General features: G+C 49.5%; 18 protein-coding genes. 3 read left to right on the forward strand and 15 right to left on the reverse strand.

Translation table 11 applies throughout. The features are described 5' to 3' along the window. Positions 1–93: 93 nt before the first annotated feature. The 7 genes from VN23_RS04110 to VN23_RS04140 form a co-directional block, all read right to left on the reverse strand. Positions 94–537: a GNAT family N-acetyltransferase gene (locus VN23_RS04110; RefSeq protein WP_046349804.1), complete on the reverse strand. Its 444-nt coding sequence runs from the start codon at positions 535–537 to the stop codon at positions 94–96. Positions 538–548: 11 nt separating this feature from the next. Beyond that, positions 549–1,019, reverse strand: a complete 471-nt coding sequence (locus VN23_RS04115) for a GNAT family N-acetyltransferase (RefSeq protein WP_046349805.1) — start codon at positions 1,017–1,019, stop codon at positions 549–551. 223 nt (positions 1,020–1,242) lie between these two features. After that, positions 1,243–2,064: a 2,3,4,5-tetrahydropyridine-2,6-dicarboxylate N-succinyltransferase gene (gene dapD / locus VN23_RS04120; protein ID WP_046349806.1), complete on the reverse strand. Its 822-nt coding sequence runs from the start codon at positions 2,062–2,064 to the stop codon at positions 1,243–1,245. Between the two features lie 195 nt (positions 2,065–2,259). Then, positions 2,260–3,465 carry a succinyldiaminopimelate transaminase gene (dapC, locus tag VN23_RS04125; RefSeq protein WP_046349807.1) on the reverse strand — a complete coding sequence of 402 codons (1,206 nt, stop codon included), beginning with the start codon at positions 3,463–3,465 and terminating at the stop codon, positions 2,260–2,262. Positions 3,466–3,752: 287 nt separating this feature from the next. Then, the gene (msrA, locus tag VN23_RS04130; protein ID WP_046349808.1) at positions 3,753–4,277 is read right to left on the reverse strand and encodes a peptide-methionine (S)-S-oxide reductase MsrA; all 525 of its coding nucleotides are present in this window, start codon (positions 4,275–4,277) and stop codon (positions 3,753–3,755) included. 148 nt (positions 4,278–4,425) lie between these two features. Further along, positions 4,426–5,253, reverse strand: a complete 828-nt coding sequence (gene queF, locus VN23_RS04135; RefSeq protein WP_046349809.1) for an NADPH-dependent 7-cyano-7-deazaguanine reductase QueF — start codon at positions 5,251–5,253, stop codon at positions 4,426–4,428. A gap of 172 nt (positions 5,254–5,425) precedes the next feature. Beyond that, positions 5,426–6,013, reverse strand: coding sequence for a LexA family protein (locus VN23_RS04140; RefSeq protein ID WP_046349810.1), 588 nt, complete (start codon positions 6,011–6,013; stop codon positions 5,426–5,428). Positions 6,014–6,204: 191 nt separating this feature from the next. On the opposite strand from VN23_RS04140, the gene VN23_RS04145 reads away from it, so the two are divergent. Together VN23_RS04145 and VN23_RS04150 are read left to right on the forward strand one after the other, a co-directional pair. Next, complete coding sequence (locus VN23_RS04145; RefSeq protein ID WP_052746339.1) at positions 6,205–7,149, forward strand: tRNA dihydrouridine synthase; 945 nt, start codon at positions 6,205–6,207, stop codon at positions 7,147–7,149. 2 nt (positions 7,150–7,151) lie between these two features. Continuing rightward, entirely contained in the window at positions 7,152–8,033 is an 882-nt protein-coding gene (locus tag VN23_RS04150; RefSeq protein WP_052746340.1) for a mechanosensitive ion channel family protein, read from the forward strand. Between the two features lie 116 nt (positions 8,034–8,149). Here VN23_RS04150 and VN23_RS04155 read toward each other — a convergent pair whose 3' ends face one another. Further along, positions 8,150–8,920 (reverse strand): substrate-binding periplasmic protein, encoded by a 771-nt coding sequence (locus VN23_RS04155; protein ID WP_046349812.1) that lies wholly within the window; start codon positions 8,918–8,920, stop codon positions 8,150–8,152. A gap of 263 nt (positions 8,921–9,183) precedes the next feature. On the opposite strand from VN23_RS04155, the gene VN23_RS21695 reads away from it, so the two are divergent. Then, entirely contained in the window at positions 9,184–9,339 is a 156-nt protein-coding gene (locus VN23_RS21695) for a hypothetical protein (RefSeq protein ID WP_156455114.1), read from the forward strand. Between the two features lie 56 nt (positions 9,340–9,395). Here VN23_RS21695 and VN23_RS04160 read toward each other — a convergent pair whose 3' ends face one another. The 7 genes from VN23_RS04160 to VN23_RS04190 form a co-directional block, all read right to left on the reverse strand. Next, the gene (locus VN23_RS04160) at positions 9,396–10,220 is read right to left on the reverse strand and encodes a substrate-binding periplasmic protein (protein WP_052746341.1); all 825 of its coding nucleotides are present in this window, start codon (positions 10,218–10,220) and stop codon (positions 9,396–9,398) included. 174 nt (positions 10,221–10,394) lie between these two features. Then, on the reverse strand, positions 10,395–11,087 hold the full coding sequence (lolD, locus tag VN23_RS04165) for a lipoprotein-releasing ABC transporter ATP-binding protein LolD (RefSeq protein WP_046349813.1): 693 nt from the start codon (positions 11,085–11,087) through the stop codon (positions 10,395–10,397). After that, positions 11,080–12,318 (reverse strand): lipoprotein-releasing ABC transporter permease subunit, encoded by a 1,239-nt coding sequence (locus VN23_RS04170; RefSeq protein ID WP_046349814.1) that lies wholly within the window; start codon positions 12,316–12,318, stop codon positions 11,080–11,082. The genes lolD and VN23_RS04170 overlap by 8 nt, the downstream gene beginning before the upstream one ends. Before the next feature lie 241 nt (positions 12,319–12,559). Continuing rightward, positions 12,560–13,345 carry a pyruvate formate-lyase-activating protein gene (gene pflA, locus VN23_RS04175; RefSeq protein WP_156455115.1) on the reverse strand — a complete coding sequence of 262 codons (786 nt, stop codon included), beginning with the start codon at positions 13,343–13,345 and terminating at the stop codon, positions 12,560–12,562. A 168-nt stretch (positions 13,346–13,513) separates the two neighbouring features. Continuing rightward, on the reverse strand, positions 13,514–13,765 hold the full coding sequence (locus VN23_RS04180) for a glycine radical domain-containing protein (RefSeq protein WP_257722041.1): 252 nt from the start codon (positions 13,763–13,765) through the stop codon (positions 13,514–13,516). 25 nt (positions 13,766–13,790) lie between these two features. Then, the gene (gene pflB / locus VN23_RS04185) at positions 13,791–16,103 is read right to left on the reverse strand and encodes a formate C-acetyltransferase (protein ID WP_046349815.1); all 2,313 of its coding nucleotides are present in this window, start codon (positions 16,101–16,103) and stop codon (positions 13,791–13,793) included. A gap of 258 nt (positions 16,104–16,361) precedes the next feature. After that, the gene (locus tag VN23_RS04190) at positions 16,362–17,951 is read right to left on the reverse strand and encodes a peptide chain release factor 3 (protein ID WP_046349816.1); all 1,590 of its coding nucleotides are present in this window, start codon (positions 17,949–17,951) and stop codon (positions 16,362–16,364) included. Positions 17,952–17,981: the final 30 nt, after the last annotated feature.

Raw genomic sequence — 17,981 nt, forward strand, 5'->3', positions numbered from 1 at the left:
AACCCCGCCTCGTGGACCCTTCTGCTTTTACTCAATTACTAGTGCCCTATTTATTGTTATGGAGCAGGTGACTAGTACTTTAGGGGCTTGTGTTTATAAGAGCCCATACAGCACATCAGGACAGCTTTCTTCATTGTTTGAGCCATCGCTAAACTCAAGGGCAAGAAAGCCATATCGCTCGTAAAAGCGCCGTGCGCCGGCATTGGCTTGAAAGGTATATAAATAAACGGGGTGTGGCATTTGGGCCAGAGCATATTCAAGTAAGGCAGAGCCGATGCCTAAGCCGGTGTGCTTTGGATGGATATAGGGATGATTAATCCATTGCTTATCCTCATCGCTTGCCGTGGCGATAAAGCCATAAATCACGCCTTCTTTTGATGCAGCAATGATGTGATCTGTTTTAATGAGCACCTCAGCCACCCAGCTACAAATGGCTTCGTCCCTATGCGCCAATGGCGCATAGGGCAGGCATGCTTTACGCGAGGCAAGATAAAGGGCGGCAATTGCCTTGCTATCCGTACATGGGCCTAATTGCATGGGGTTTATTTCTAAAGCTTTTTGAGCATATTGATTCCGGTTACTTCGTAGCCCAAGTGTTTGTATAAAGCTTGTGCAGCTAAATTTTGGCCGAACACATGCAGACCAATGCGAGTCAGCCCCAGATCATTTACAAGTGCTTCTATTGCTTTGAAAGCGCGCTTGGCATATCCCTGACGGCGATGGGCTGCTTTAATGGCTAAATCATAAACAAAGGCAATGCGTACCCCTTTCTCCAAGGTAACTGCAAACCAGATAAAGCCGACGGTAGTCAGGTTATCTTTGCCTATGATTTCAAATAAGTATTGATCGGGTGTGTCTGTACCTTGCGGTAGTAATGTGTGAAATTCATTGCGAGATTGCTCAATCGCATCTTCTTCGCGCCAGCGGCCGGACAAAATATTATCTTCTGCATAGCTCAGAATGGAAGATTCGAGGTAAGACTCGTAAGTCTCTGCACGCATAGGCAATAGGGTGGTCATTAGCTTGAAGTGCCTAGAATGTAAGGTGGGCAGCGCTCAATTTACCCGGAGTTAGAAAGAGAATTTAGTAATGCGTTTGACATGAGTAGAGGGGATTATCTACTGGCAGGGTTATGCTGACAACAGTTAGCCGTCAGAAACAGCAATATTATGGATGGCTTATTTAAGGCAGAGTGGCGTGGTTTCAATCCCCATCCTGAGTAGGATGGGGCGGTTTTATTGATTAAATACCGCGTAGCAAATCGTTGATGCTGGTTTTTGCGCGGGTTTTTGCATCAACTTTTTTAACAATCACAGCGCAGTACAAGCTGTATTTACCGTCAGCCGATGGCAAGTTGCCTGATACCACCACCGAGCCTGCCGGGATGCGGCCATACGTGACTTCACCGGTTTCACGGTCGTAAATCTTGGTGCTTTGGCCGATATAAACGCCCATTGATATCACCGAGCCTTCTTCAACAATTACGCCTTCAACGACTTCGGAGCGCGCGCCGATAAAGCAGTTGTCTTCGATAATGGTTGGGTTGGCTTGCAGTGGTTCGAGTACGCCACCAATGCCTACGCCGCCGGATAAATGCACGTTTTTACCGATTTGTGCGCAGCTGCCTACGGTGGCCCAAGTGTCGACCATGGTGCCTTCGTCTACATAGGCACCGATATTCACGTAAGAAGGCATCAACACCACGTTTTTACCGATAAAGGAGCCGCGACGCGCCATGGCATTAGGCACAACGCGGAAACCGCCTTCACGGAAATCGTTTTCGCTGTAATCGGCAAACTTAGACGGTACTTTGTCGAAATACTGTGTGCAGCCGCCATCCATAGGCACGTTGTCGTTAATGCGGAAAGACAGCAGCACGGCTTTTTTAAGCCATTGATGGGTATGCCACTCACCATCAATTTTTTCCGCAACGCGGTATTCACCCTTGTCCAGACCCAAAATCACGCTATTAATTGTGTCGCGCAGCTCGGATGGCACATTGGCGGGGGTGATCTCTGCACGGTTTTCAAAAGCAGTTTCGATGATTTGCTGAAGTTGGCTCATGGTGCTTCCTTGGTTAGGTCATTCGATAGAAAGGGAGTAACGCAGTATTGGTACTTGGCGGGGGTTGCCCAGGCCTATTGCTTAGCTATACGTCATGGATTGCCGCACAATGACAAATGTTGAATCATTGTAGGGCGGGTACAAGTTGCGTACTTTTCAGCATTGCTCGCGGCTTGCACCCACCCTACTTGTTAATTAAAAAGTGGTATCAAGATGGCGCTGGCAAAAACGAGCGATACGCTCGGCTGCCGCAATACAATCATTTAACGGTGCAACTAAGGCAATACGGACGTAGCCCTCACCAGGGTTGATGCCGTGGGCACTGCGGGCCAGATAGCTGCCGGGTAAAACGGTGACGTGTTCTTCTTCAAATAGTTGCAGGGCAAAGGCGGCATCGTCTCCTTTGATTTTTGCCCACAGATAGAAAGCGGCATCGGGCATGCTGACGTTTAAAACGTTCTGTAGCAAGGGGGTGACGGCGGCAAATTTCTGGCTATAGAGCGAACGATTCTCTACCACATGCGCTTCATCATTCCATGCTGCCGCACTCGCGGCCTGTACCATCGGGCTCATCGCACAGCCATGATAGGTACGGTAGAGCAAAAACTGCGCTAAAAGTTTCGCATCCCCTGCTACAAAGCCAGAGCGTAAGCCAGGGACATTCGAGCGCTTCGAGAGGGACGAGAAAATCACCAGATTATGGTAATCACGTCCTAGCTGAGCAGCCGCTTCGAGCGCGCCCAGTGGCTTTTCTTCGCCAAAGTAAATTTCTGAATAACATTCATCAGACGCAATCACAAAGCCGTATTGATCCGATAGGGCAAACAGTTTTTGCCAGTCGGCGAGTGAGGCGACTGCGCCCGTCGGGTTGCCGGGTGAGCAGGCAAAAACCAACTGGGTGCGTTGCCAGATCGCATGCGGCACAGCATCCCAATCGGGCTGAAAGCGGTTTTCTGCATTGCAGTTTACAAAATAAGGCTCCGCACCTGCTAAGAGCGCTGCGCCTTCGTAAATTTGGTAAAAGGGATTGGGTGAGAGCACCACGGGCTGCTCTTTAAGGCTGCTGTCAATCATGGTTTGGGCAAAAGCAAATAGCGCTTCACGGCTACCATTGACGGGGATGACTTCGGTCGCGGGGTTAGGCGCAGCAATGCCGTAACGTTTGGCCAGCCAGCTGCTGATGCATTGTCTGAGCTCATCAGAACCTAAGGTGGCCGGATAGGCGGACAGGCCATCAAAGTGTGCGATCAGCGCATCGGTTATCAGTTTGGGCGTGGCGTGTTTGGGCTCGCCGATAGATAAATTGATATGGGCCAATGCTGGATTGGGGCTAAGACCCGCAAAAAGCTGCTTAAGTTTTTGAAACGGATAGGGCTGAAGCAAGGAAAGTTGCGGCGTCATGGCGTTCCGAAGCACTGGGGAAAACCCCGATTATAGCGGCAGAGTGCCGTCAGGTCTTGTGTGTGAGGATATAGCTAGCACATATAGGCACGGGAACTATACGCATCAATTTAAGCCAATGTTATCCATGAGTGCTCAGTGTAGTGCGGGTGTAATCCGTGAGCCATGCGGAAAAATACACGGGTTGCACCCGCACTATGAATGGTGCAATTTTTGCAAGTAAGCTGTATGACATTAGCTAGTTTGATACGCATAGTGGGGCTCAGTCATCAAACAATGCACAGTTGTTACTTAAGTAAATCGCCATATTCCTGAATAAGCTTACGTACTTTTCCTGCGACGACGGCGGAGCAGTAAGGCTGCTGCGGGTTTTGGTCGAAGTAATCTTGATGGTAAGTTTCAGCAGGCCAAAATGTGACTGCAGGTGTGACTTCCGTGACGATTGGATCGTTGTACTGGCTGGCTAATTCAGCAATCATTTTTTTTGCGTCAAGCGCTTGCGCTTCGCTGTGGAAAAACAGGCTGGAGCGATATTGCGTACCCACATCGCCTCCTTGGCGATTGAGTGTGGTGGGGTTGTGCAGTGCAAAAAATAATTTAAGCAGGGTGTTGTAGCTGATAATGGCAGGATCAAAAGTCAGCTGGATGACTTCGGCGTGGCCGGTGTCGCCAGTGCATACCGCTTTATACGTGGGGGCTTCAATTTGGCCACCCATATAGCCGCAATCAACTTGTGATACACCACGCAGACGGGCAAAAGTGGCGTCGAGGCACCAGAAGCAGCCGCCGGCTAAGGTTGCGATTTCGCTCATAATTTATTTCCCTGTTATTTATTGGTATGGGCTAATGGTTTAGGTTTTGCGAATCTAGCATATTGGTGTTTTCTGGCGTACTACGCGCTTACTGGGTGACATAAACGTCGCTCAGTAAGCACTTCGAGTACGCCCTACCTCGGTATAATTATTGCCGCGCACTACGTAGATTGCTGGGTAGCGGGCCACTGAAATTACAGCGGTAGGGGTTGATATCCAAGCCGCCACGGCGGGTGTAGCGAGCATAAACGGCAAGCTTCATGGGGGCGCAGTCACGCATGATGTCGACAAAAATACGCTCCACGCATTGCTCGTGAAATTCATTGTGATTGCGAAATGAAATTAAATAACGCAATAGTGATTCGCGATTAATCGGCTTGCCGGTATAGCTGATTTGAATGCTGGCCCAATCGGGCTGACCTGTTACAAGGCAGTTAGACTTCAGCAAATTGGATGTTAAAGACTCGGTGATGGTGCTGTCCCCGCTATCGCACTTTAATAAGCCGGCTTGCGGGGCGTATTGATCGACTTCGATATCCAGATTATCAATGCAATAGCCATCTAACTCAGCAAGGCGTTGCTGGTGAAATTGCTCCGGGCCAATGAGCTGCACGCCGATGCTTGCGCCTGCCGCTCTTGATAAGTCGGCTTGTAGCAGAGTTTGTAAGGCTTCGCGAGTTTCTAATTTAGTTTGATTAAAGCTATTTAAATAAAGCTTAAATGATTTAGATTCGATGATATTCGGGCTGCTGGCAGGAATATTAAACACAGCAATGGCGACCTGTGGCTTGCCACGGGCATTGAGCCAAGATAGCTCGTAGCCATTCCAGATATCCATGCCCATAAAAGGCAGGGTTTCGCCGAGGCCAATTTCCTGGCGCTTGCCCGTGCGCGAAATAGGGAAGAGCAGGCTAGGCTCGTATTCAGTGATATAGCTGACTGTTTTGCCCAGAGGGGAGTGTTCAACGTCGCTCACGAGCGCTCCTTAAAGTGGATTGGATCAGATAAGTACTTATACAAAAAATTTCCAGTAGCGTTATGCCTTGCTGGAATACTTTGTATAAGCACTTAGACACGATTAAGCCGCATCTTCTGATCATTTACGCCGTATTTTATCTTTAACGCTGGGCTCTGGGGCGAAATAAGCTTTATTTATACTTTCGGATCAGCCCTACCATCACGCCAAAAATTTCTAAACCTTCTTTGGGGCGAATGGGTTCGTAAGCGGGGTTGTGCGGCATCAGTACATAGCCTTGTTTATCACGGCTAAGCGTTTTAAGCGTGTATTCACCATCGACAATGGCAACGACCACATCGCCTAAATTGGCGCTATGGCGTTTTTCTACCACGGCGATATCACCATCGTGAATGCCAGCATCAATCATGGAGTCGCCTTTAACTTTGACCATTACCGATGCAGAGGGGCGCTCGATCAGGTAATCGTCGATGCTAATGGCTTCGCTCATGGCATCGTTCGCAGCGGCGGGCAGGCCGGCCGGCACGGGAAAATCAGCCAGCTCGCGTTCGAAGAAGCGTTTGGTGGGAGCAAGGCGTTTGTCGGGCGTGGTATCCACATAGCCTGCGAGCATCAGACGCTTTACCAACGCTGATACGGCGGATTTGGAAGCCAGCCCGAGTAGATCGCCGATCACCGAATAGGATGGCAGATTGCGGTAGTCAGCGTAGTAGTCTTGCAGCTTGCCAAGGTATTCGGCGTCGCGATTGGGGTGTGCCATGAGATTTGACCTGTGCAGAACAAACGTTCTACTCTAGCGTAGTGAACGTTCGTTCTGTTGTCAAGTGTGGGAGATGTGCTTGTTGTATTGGCGTGGATGGATCTTATTAAGCAAGTTCGGACTTTTACCACACGTCATACAGTGAGCTGTTTTACAATGACCGCCTTTCTGCATTGCTTTGGCCGTATATCTTGAAGATTTTACTTGCCCCGATGGAGGGGTTGCTTGATTTTGTACTGCGCGATGTGCTGACTAGAGTGGGTGGCATTGATATGTGTGTCACCGAGTTTATTCGGGTCAGCGGTTCTTTATTGCCGAATAAAACCTTTTTACGTATTGCACCAGAGCTGTTGAACGGCAGTAAAACCGTAGCGGGTGTGCCGGTAAGCGTGCAGCTGCTGGGTTCTGATCCTGTGTGCATGGGCGAAAACGCCGCGCGCCTGGCTGAACTGGGCCCTTATGAAATCGATTTAAATTTTGGCTGCCCGGCTAAAAGTGTGAACCGCCATCGTGGCGGTGCAGTACTGTTGCAAGAGCCTGAGTTAATTCACGAGATTGTGGGCGCTGTGCGCCGTGCTGTGCCTCTGCACATCCCTGTAACAGCCAAGATGCGCCTTGGCTACAACGATAGCAGCCAGACCATTGAATGCGCGCAAGCGATGGCCAGTGCCGGTGCGGCGCGCGTGGTGGTGCATGCGCGTACCAAACTTGATGGTTATAAGCCACCCGCCTATTGGGAACTCATCCCTGCTGTGCGCGAGGCCTTGGCCGTGCCGGTGGTGGCCAATGGTGAAATCTGGACGGTGGAAGAGTTTCATCGCTGTGCGGCGGTTTCGGGTTGCGATCAGATTATGCTGGGGCGCGGGATTGTCTCTAATCCGGGCCTTGCGCTGATGGCTAAAAATGGCCAGCAGCAATTGCCGTGGGCAGATTTGCAACCGCTGTTTATTTGTTTCTGGCAGCTGATTCAAGCTCAGCACATTATGCCTAAGCACCGCGCTGGGCGGATGAAGCAGTGGCTTACTTATTTGCGCCGTACTTATCCTGAGGCCGAGGCTTTGTTTGCGCAGGTTCGTACTTTAACTGAGCCAGATGATGTGGCTGCCGTGTTGTTAGGAAGTAGCCTGGAAGGATAGTTATGCAAGGGTATTACGAAAGATTGGCGGCAGCTTTGCTGCCGATGCTGGCAGATAGGGCATTGATTCGTGATGCGATTATTTGTGCGGTATTTATTTTTTCTTTAATGGTTTCTCGCTCCCTGATCCGCCGCGCGATTTTACGTCGGCATGATTTAGGGCCAGAGGTTCGCCGCCGTTGGGTGGTTTATTTACGTAACTGCTCTTTAGGCGTATTTACCCTCGGGATGATTTTTATCTGGGGGCATGAGATTCAAACCTTCGCCGTATCGTTGGTGGCGATTGCTGCAGCGATTGTGCTGGCAACCAAAGAAATGATTCTTTGCATGCTGGGGTCTATTTTTAGGAGTAGTAGCAACGCTTTCGCGGTGGGAGATCGGGTAGAGATTGGCGGGATACGTGGGCAGGTGATTGATATGAATTTGGTTTCTACCACGCTGATGGAGTCGAGCCATGCTTCACATCGTCAAGGAACAGTTGGCCGTGGTGTGACCGTGCCTAATTCATTGCTGCTGAGCCAGCCTGTATTTAATGAAAGCATGTTGGGCGATTATGTATTGCAAACTATCCACGTGGCCATTTTGCGCAATGATAATTGGGAAAAAGCTGAGCGGGTATTGATGGAGGCTGGAGGGGTGATTGCTGCTGAATACGCGCATGACTTATCTCGTCATGCGCGTGAGCTGGAGCGTCGCTATGCGCTGGAGTCTCCCATGATGGAGCCCAGAGTGCGGATTTTCCTCGATCATTACGAGGAAATCGGCTTGCAGTTGCAGATTGCGGTGCCGCTTGGGCATCGTGCCAAAATTGAGCAGCGAGTATTAAGATTGTTCTTGCAGGGTATGAGTGCTAATAAGTCATTAGCAAAAAGTGATATGAAGTGATGGCCTTAGAATAGCGTCACATCGATTGCCGAATGCTTTTGTGGAGGCTTTAGTGTAGCTGCAGTACTTAAGGCAAGTATTGTGCTGCAAGAATGAAATTCTAGATGCGTGTTGTTTTAGTGATCCTGCAGGGGCCTTAATACATTCACTTCCATGGGCGGCGCTTCATTAGGGAGCCATTTTCGGTGTATTTTCTGAAAGTGGCCTTCTTTTTTGAGCCAGCTCAGTGCCTCTTCCCATTCTTTAATAGTGCGGGCAGGCGTTTGGCTAGAAAACGCTAAATAGAGCTCTAAGCTATCCAGCGTCATGACTTTTTCAACCTCATTAGCAGAGTGGCCGATTTCTTTTAAAACGGATGCTACCACTACGCTGCCATCAACCCATAGATCAAATCGTTTGGCCATGAGTTTTGTTGCTGTTATTTGTGGTGTAGGGGCTAAGTCAATGTTGCTAAAGCCTTTCTTTGCGGCGGTATCCGCAAATATGCTGCCTCTGTAGCCGCCAATAGCTTGCTTGTAAATGCCATCGCCTAATGCCAATAGACGCTCAGCATTGCCTTTACGGGTGTAAACACTGGTACTGCTGATGGCAATGGGGCCAAGCATAATCATTAATTTCTCACGCTCGCTTGAGCGCCCCACGCTAAATAGCATGACATCCGGCCCATCAAGTAGTGCCTTATAGCCGCGTACCCATGGGACGAGCTGAATTGGGTCTTTGTTTTCCAGCTTGCGTTGTAATGCTTGTACTATTTCAACCCCCATTCCCGTTAATTTATTGTCTGCCATATAACTAATGGGGGGCCAGCTCTCGGTATAAATCGTGAGCGCATGGCTTGGGACGCTTACAAAGCAAAAAGCAAGCAGGGTGATGGCTTGCTTGAGCATGTAGGCTGTTAGAGAAGGAGAATGTGCTGGCCGCAACATGGATTAGTGTCGAAAGTTAAAATCTTCAATTACGGTATAGCATGTTTTAAGCGGGAGTCGTTTGGGCTTAGCCTAATGGCCTTAATCTATCCTTTTTCTTCAGTTTGATTCCATGGTGTGTTGGCTTGATCAGCCTTAAGTTTGGGAGTTGGCGCTTAGTTAGTCCGTATTTGGACTGGCTTTTGATAGTTTATGCACTCAAGTCGCCGATGATGGAGCCAAGGGTGAGTATTTTGCTCGATCACAACGAAGAAATCGGCTTGCAGCTGCAAATTGCGGCACCGCTGGGGCATCGCGCCAAAATTGAGTCGCGGGTATTCAGATTGTTTCTGTGGGGTATGAGTGCCAATAAGCCATTAGCAAAGAGCGATGTGAAGTGAGGGGGCGGGCGTTTTTCTGAACGTTTTATCAGGGACGGAGTTGCTGAGGGCAGGCACTAAGGGTATGAGGGCGGTCGATCTTGCTGAGGCCTTAATACATTCACTTCCATGGGCGGCGCTTCATTGGGGAGCCATTTTCGGTGTATTTTCTGAAAGTGGCCTTCTTTTTTGAGCCAAATCAGCGCTTCTTCCCAGTCTTTAATAGTGCGGGCAGACGTTTGGCTAGAAAACGCTAAATAGAGCTCTAAGCTATCCAGTGTCATGACTTTTTCGACTTCATCGGCTGAGTGGCCAATTTCTTTCAAAATAGCAGGAACGGCTACGCTGCCATCGATCCAGAGATCAAATCGTTTGCCCATGAGCTTGGCTGCAGTCATTTGCGGGGTGGCGGCTAAGTCTATCCGAGTAAAGCCTTTTTTTGCGGCGGTATCCACAAAGATGCTGCCACGATAGGTGCCAATGGGTAGGGTGTAGATGGTGTCGCCCAAGGCCAATAAGCGTGCTGAGTTGCCTTTACGGGTGTAGACATTGGTGCTGCTGATGGCAATGGGGCCAAGCATAATCATTAACTTCTCACGCTCGCTGGAGCGCCCCAAGCTAAACAGCATCACATCAGGCCCCTCAAGCAGCGCCTTGTAGCCTCGCACCCAAGGCACCAGCTGAATAGGGTCTTTATTTCCTAGCTTGCTTTGTAATGCCTGTACTATTTCAACAGCCATTCCAGCGACTTTATTGTCTGCCATGTAATTGACGGGCGGCCAATTCTCGGTATATATCGTGAGCCCATAGGCTAAAGTGCTGACGCTGCAAAAAACAAGCAGCGCGAGGACTTGCTTGAGCATGCAAATTGATAGAGAAAAGTAAGATTCTGGCCGTTTCATAGACTACCTAGCTGCGACTATCATTTAAATCTTCAATGACGGTATAGCACGCTTTAGCTTGGCTTGATTATGAGGAAGATTGCAGAGGAAGGTGCTTATCCTCGCCACTTTAAGCAAGCCCGTGGGTGCATTGGGCTTGCGTGGTTTAAATGGCAAGGATGGCGCAGTAGATATTTAGCTCGCAGCTAGACCGGTTTTAGATAATCTGAGCATGCGCCCACATTTGGCGGCAAGCTCTGGGTCGTGCGTCACAATCACAAAGCCTGTGCCTGATTCCTTGGCTAATTCCAGCATTAATTCAAACACGCCACTGGCCGTTTCGCGGTCCAGATTGCCTGTTGGCTCATCGGCTAATACGCAGGCAGGGCGAGTGACCAGCGCGCGGGCGATGGCGGTGCGCTGGCGCTCGCCGCCGGATAATTCGCTTGGTTTATGGTGGCTGCGATCAGCGAGGCCAACCCGGGCGAGGATCGCTTCGGCTTCTTTCATGGCGCTGGCTTTATCCATGCGGCGGATAAGAAGCGGCATGGCGACGTTTTCTGCAGCAGTAAATTCGGGCAATAAATGATGGAACTGATAAACAAAGCCCAGATGCAGATTGCGCATCAGGCCGCGCTCGGTTTCATTTAGAGCCAGCGGATCTTTTCCCATGAGCTGTATTTGCCCGCTGCTGGGCGCATCGAGCGCGCCAAGGCAGTGCAGCAGTGTTGATTTACCAGAGCCAGATGCGCCCACAATTGCTACCGTTTCACCGCGATGCAATTCAAAATCAATATGCGCCAGTACCTGGGTTTCCAGCTTGCCGGTTTTGTAGCTTTTGCTTAAATTTTGCGCCGCGAGTACAGGCGCTTGATCGGTATTACTCATAACGTAAAGCCTCGGCTGGGTTGACGCGAGAGGCACGCCAGCTAGGGTAGAGGGTAGCAACAAGTGCAAGCACCAGCGAAATACTACCGATGCTGCTGACATCACTCCATAGCACGCGCGATGGTAGTTCGGAAATCAGATAAACATCCGGAGACAAAATAGTCGTGCCTAGCATGCGTTCAATAAATGGCACAATCACATCCAGATTTTTAGAAATAAACACACCGGCCAGTACGCCAGAGCCAGTGCCGATCAAGCCAGATAAAGCGCCTTGAATCACAAATATTTTCATGATCGAGCTGGGGGCCGCGCCTAGGGTACGCAAAATGGCGATATCAGCTTGCTTGTCAGTGACGACCATGACTAGCGTAGAAACCAGATTAAACGCGGCTACCGCTACAATCAGTGTCAGAATGATAAACATCATGCGTTTTTCGATTTCAACGGCACGGAAATAAGTGGGGTTTTCTTGTGTCCAATCGCCGATCAATAAATTGGGCATTTCTTGATTTAACTCGCGAGCCACACGGCGGGCCAGATTTAGATCATCCAGCTTTAGCCTCAGGCCGGAAACGGCATCCCCCGTTCGGAATAATTTTTGCGCGTCACTCAGATGAATCATGGCCACACCCGCATCGTAAGGTGCGTAATCGGCTTTAAATATACCGGTGACGGTGAATTGCTTATACCTTGGGGTAAACCCCGCAATGGTGACCTGGCCTTGTGGTGTAATCAGGGTGACACGATCACCGGTGCGAACACCCAGCTCGTTGGCAAGGGAAATGCCGAGGATCACGCCAAATTGATCCGCGCGTAAAGACTGGAGCTCGCCACTGACCAGCTTGCCCGCAACCTCATTCACGGCGGCTTCCTGCTGGGGGTCAATTCCGCGAATCAGTACGCCTTTCACTTGCTCGCCCCCATTGGTTAATAGGCCTTGCCCTAGCACATAGGGCGCAGTGGCCAGCACATGTGGGTTCTTTTTGGCGGTATTGGCGGCAGATTGCCAGTCTGTCAACTGATTGCTGACGCCGCTGATTTGCACATGCGCGGCCATGCCAAGAATGCGATTACGCACTTCTTCCTGAAAGCCATTCATCACGGATAGCACAATAATCAGCGCCGCTACGCCGAGCGCAATGCCGATCACAGAAACAAGAGAAATAAACGAGATAAAGCCATTACGACGGCTGGCACGCGTATAGCGCAGGCCGATCAGAAGTTCATACATGAGGGGCGAAATCTAACAGGGCGAGAAAGGCGGCTAGTTTAGCATGCTTAGATGATTGTATTTGCTTGCGGATGGGGTAAATATGGAGGTCGTACTGGTTTTCTTTAGCGTGAAATGAGTGTTATTTCTTGTGAATGATGGCGTGGGCACAAAGGTGTGCCCACCCTACATTACGGCTTTTCTCCGTGAAACTCTGTGTCCTCCGTAGTTCAGGATTTGGGTTTTGTTGCAGGGGTATCCGTTAACAGGTAAACAAGCCTCGTTGGCGGAATTGTTCACGCACCCGCTCGACCAGCTCCATGCTTGGGCTTTGGGTGTCGGTCAGCTCGTACTTCATGCCCAGCTCGGCCCATTTGTTTTCGCCCATTTTATGGAAGGGCAGCACTTCAACGCGTTCGATGTTTTTCATGGGCTTTAGATAATCGGCTAGTTTTTCTACATCGCTAAAGTCGTCGCTGATGCCGGGTATCAGTACATAACGAACCCAAACCGGCTTGCCCATTTTTTGTAAGCGTTCGGCAAAGTCGAGCGTGGGTTGCAATGGTTTGCTGGTAAGGGCTTCGTATTTGACTGGATCACTGTGCTTGATGTCGAGCAGCACTAAATCCACATTGTCAAACCATGCGTCATCGAGGTGGGCAGCTAAAAAGCCTTGGGTGTCGAGAGCGGTATGCAGCTTGAGATCTTGCTTGGCGCGGCGGAAAATTTCGCCTACAAAGTGCGCTTGCATCAAAGGCTCGCCGCCAGAAATCGTGAGTCCGCCTGCGATACGCAAAAAGCTGGCATATTTTTTAAGCTCGCTCATCACCGCTTCAATGGTATAGCTTTTGCCGTTATGTAGCTTCCACGTATCAGGGTTATGGCAATAGAGGCAGCGGAACTGACAGCCACTTACAAAAAGCGCAAAGCGCATGCCGGGGCCATCGACGGCCGCACCGGTTTCTATTGAATGCACAAAGCCTTGTTGGTGGTGCTCGGTATCAAAAGAGATCGGGATGATTTCGCCCAGAGGTTTATTGGGTTTCATGTTTTTTTCCAGTGATTATTTTAATTTTTTTGTAATTGCATTGTGGGTTCAAGGTTTAGCGCTATTCAATTAGCCGTGTTTTTTTACGTTAAAACGGATCATTAAGCCTGCGCTTAATGATCCGTTTTGGGTAGTTCTACTTTTCTTTTGTACTACTGCACAACAAGCTTACGTTTTTTCGTGGAAGGTGCGGCTAATCACATCCATTTGCTGCTCACGGGTGAGCTTGACGAAATTAACGGCATAGCCAGAAACACGCACGGTGAGCTGTGGGTAGTTGTCTGGGTTTTCCATTGCGTCAACCAAGGTGTCTCGGTTTAACACATTCATATTGAGGTGAAATAGTTGTGCCATGGGCTGCTCCTTGGGTGAGTGTGCTCTGTAAGTTTTAGCTTGATTGGCCAGCTGTGGGCTGACCAATCTACTAAAAGCTAAACGATGCTTCTTAACACTTGCCGTGGAAGGTGCGGCTGATCACGTCCATTTGCTGTTCGCGAGTCAACTTCACAAAGTTCACTGCATAACCAGAAACACGCACGGTCAGTTGTGGGTAGTTTTCTGGGTGCTCCATCGCGTCGAGCAGGGTGTCACGGTTCAATACATTCATGTTTAGATGGAAGAGTTGATCCATCGTTTCATCAACGGCATCTTTATCTAAGCAAGTAGAGCATTCTTCGCCGTGTGGCCCAAACAGGCCATCGATAGAAGCAGCTAGGGTTTTAACGCGATCTGCTGCGTTGTGGCCCAGTGCGTCAGGGGTCATGGATGCAGTCCAAGACACACCATCCAAAGCGGCTTCGTAAGGGATCTTCGATACAGAGAAGCCCGCAGCGATAAAGCCATTGGTGTCACGGCCATTCATTGGGTTAGCACCTGGAGAGAACGGAGTGCCTGAGCGACGGCCGTCTGGGGTGTTACCTGTCTTTTTGCCGTAAACCACATTAGAGGTAATAGTCAGTACCGATTGAGTAGGCATCGAGTCACGATAGAACACAGGCTGAGCCTTGATCTTATTCATGAATGTTTCTGTTAGCCACACTGCAATATCATCCACGCGATCATCGTTGTTACCGTAAGCAGGGTAATCGCCTTCGATTTTGTAATCGACAGCAATGCCTTTTTCGTTACGGATCACAGACACTTTTGCGTGTTTGATGGCTGAAAGTGAATCGGCAGCAACTGCCAGACCCGCAATACCGCAAGCCATGGTGCGCAGAATATCGCGATCATGCAGCGCCATTTCGATGCGTTCGTACGAGTACTTATCGTGCATATAATGGATGGAGTTCAGCGCAGTCACGTATGTTTTTGCCAACCAATCTAGCATCACATCGTATTTAGCCATCACTTCATCGTAATTGAGCACATCGCCTTTGAGTGGTTCAAAACCATTGGCCACTACTTTGCCGGTTTTTTCGTCCACACCACCGTTGATCGCATAGAGCATGGCTTTGGCAAGGTTGACCCGTGCGCCAAAGAATTGCATTTGCTTACCGACCGCCATGGCTGAAACACAACATGCGATGGCGTAATCGTCACCCCATTTTGGGTTCATCAAGTCATCGTTTTCGTACTGGATGGCTGAGGTATCAATCGAAACTTTCGCGCAGAATTCTTTAAAGCCTTGCGGGAAAGAAGTCGACCACAATACAGTCAAATTAGGCTCTGGAGCCGGTCCAAGGTTGTACAGGGTGTGCAGAACACGGAAGCTAGATTTAGTCACCAGTGTGCGGCCGTCAAGACCTGTACCACCGATCGATTCTGTGACCCATGTTGGGTCGCCAGAGAATAAATCATCGTATTCTGGTGTGCGCAAGAAGCGAATAATGCGCAATTTCATGACCATATGGTCAATCAATTCTTGGGCTTGTGATTCGTTAATACGGCCTTCGTCCAAATCGCGTTGGATATACACGTCAAGGAAGGTTGAAGTACGGCCAATCGACATCGCCGCGCCATTTTGCTCTTTTGTTGCAGCAAGGTAGCCAAAGTACAGCCATTGGATGGCTTCTTGTGCAGTAGTGGCTGGCTTGGAAATATCAAAGCCGTAAGACTTAGCCATTTGCTTGAGTTCGCCCAGCGCTTTGATTTGCTCGGACAATTCTTCACGCAGACGGATCACTGATTCAGTAAACGGAACATCATTGAGTTCGGTTTTTTCGCGTTTTTTGTCAACGATCAGGAAATCAACGCCGTAAAGTGCGACACGACGATAGTCACCAATAATACGACCACGGCCGTATGAATCTGGTAAACCGGTAATCACACCTGAGCTACGGCAAGCCATAATTTCTGGTGTGTAAGCATCAAACACACCCATATTGTGATCTTTACGATATTTGGTAAAGATATCTACAATTTCTGGGTTCATTTCAAAGTGGTAGGCTTCAAGGCCGTTTTGCACCATGCGTAAACCGCCGTTCGGCATAATGGCGCGACGCAGTGGTTTGTCGGTTTGAACGCCGACGATGGTTTCTAAATCTTTATTAATATAGCCAGGGCCGTGCGCAGTAATCGATGCGCCAACATGGGTAGATACTTCTAATACGCCACGTTTACGCTCTTCTTTAAGCTGAGCAGATAGCTCGGTCCAAAGTTGAGTGGTGCGTTCTGTCGGGCCAGCAAGGAAGCTATCATCATCCAAGTAAGGCGTGTAGTTGAGTTGGATAAAACCACGAGTGTCTACTTTATCTTGCCACTCGCCTGTTTTAAATCCACGCCAAGCGTCAAGTTGCAGATGATTTTCTGGTGCGTTCATAGCTGATGCTCCTATAGGCCTCAAGACCCTGTTGCCGTGCATGTCTTATAAGGACACGCTTTAAGTTTGATCTGTTTGAAAGCGATTTTGTCGTTTCCAATGCATTCATCCTAGTCCGATGTTTGAAGCAAAAACTTAATATAAATCAACTTCTTGGTTTTGTAGCTTGTATATAGTTGACTACTTTTGTTCGGGGAAAGTGGAGCATAAAAAGCAAAAAAAAACAGCGCCATATTGTGGCGCTGTTGGGTTGAATATTTACAAGGTAACTGCGTGTTCTCTGGTTGCATGAAACACAATTTTAGGCCAGCGCTCCTGAGTGAGCTGCAAGTTCACTCGGCTTGTTGCGAGGTAAGCTAGGCTGTTTGCGGCGTCCCGCCCCAGATTGTTGACCAGCTGATCTTCAAAATCTTCCAGTATTTTTGCATCATCACAGCTCACCCAACGTGCGGTGAAAATGGTGGTGGATTCAAATACTGCTTCTACGCCATATTCATTGGCAAGGCGGGAAGCAACGACTTCAAATTGCAACACCCCCACCGCACCCAAGATCAGATCCGAGCCATTGAGCGGCTTAAATACCTGCACTGCACCTTCTTCACCCAGCTGTTGCAAGCCCTTATGCAATTGCTTGATCTTCAGTGGGTTTTTGATGCGCACAATACGGAACATCTCGGGGGCAAAGTAAGGAATGCCGGTAAAGGCCAGCAATTCGCCCTCAGAGAATGAGTCGCCAATTTGAATATTGCCGTGATTGGGCAGGCCGATAATATCGCCAGCGTAAGCTTCTTCAACTTGCTCGCGGCCTTGCGCCATAAAGGTGACTACCGAGTTGGCGGCAATTTCACGGTTAAGTCGCAAATGCTTGAATTTCATGCCACGGGTAAATTCGCCTGAGCACACGCGCAAGAAAGCAATCCGGTCGCGGTGCTTGGGGTCCATATTGGCTTGAATCTTAAATACAAAGGCCGAGAATTTTTCTTCGGTAGGACTTATCGTGCGCACGGTGGCATGCGCTTCGCCTGGGGACGGTGCCCAATCGACCAGCGCGTTTAAGATTTCACGAATGCCGAAGTTATTAATCGCCGAGCCAAAGAAGACCGGCGTTAAATCACCCGATAAAAATTCTTCCAGCACAAAGGGGTGCGAAGCGCCGCGTACGAGTTCTAGCTCCATACGGGTGTTTTCGATTTCCAGCGGAAATAATTCATCGAGGCGCGGGTTGTTCAAGCCTTCAATGACTTCCACTTCATCTAGCGGGCCTTTGCCGGGGGTAAACAGCAGTACAGTGTCGGTAAGGATGCTGTACACGCCACGGAAGGTTTTACCCATGCCGATCGGCCAGGTAATCGGTGCGCAGCGGATTTCCAGCACGCTTTCTACTTCGTCTAATAGCTCAAGCGAATCACGTACTTCGCGGTCGAGCTTATTCATCAGCGTAATAATCGGCGTATTGCGCAGGCGGCAGACATTCAAGAGCTTGATGGTTTGCGTTTCCACACCCTTAGCCGCATCAATCACCATCAAGGCGCTGTCTACGGCAGTGAGTACGCGGTAAGTGTCTTCAGAGAAGTCCTGGTGGCCCGGTGTGTCGAGCAGATTCACAACGTGATCGCGGTAATCAAACTGCATCACACTGGATGCAACCGAAATACCCCGTTGTTTTTCGATATCCATCCAGTCGGACGTGGCGAACTTGCCGCCTTTTTTACCTTTAACCGTACCGGCGTTTTGAATCGCTCCCGAGAAATAAAGTAGCTTTTCGGTGAGCGTCGTTTTCCCCGCATCAGGGTGGGAGATAATGGCGAAGGTGCGGCGACGGCCTACTTCGCGTACTAAATCAGTCATTGTAAGGGCTACAAAAAAGCAAAAGAGCGA

The sequence above is a fragment of the Janthinobacterium sp. B9-8 genome (genome assembly GCF_000969645.2).
In the GTDB taxonomy this organism is placed as follows: Bacteria; Pseudomonadota; Gammaproteobacteria; order Burkholderiales; family Chitinibacteraceae; genus Iodobacter.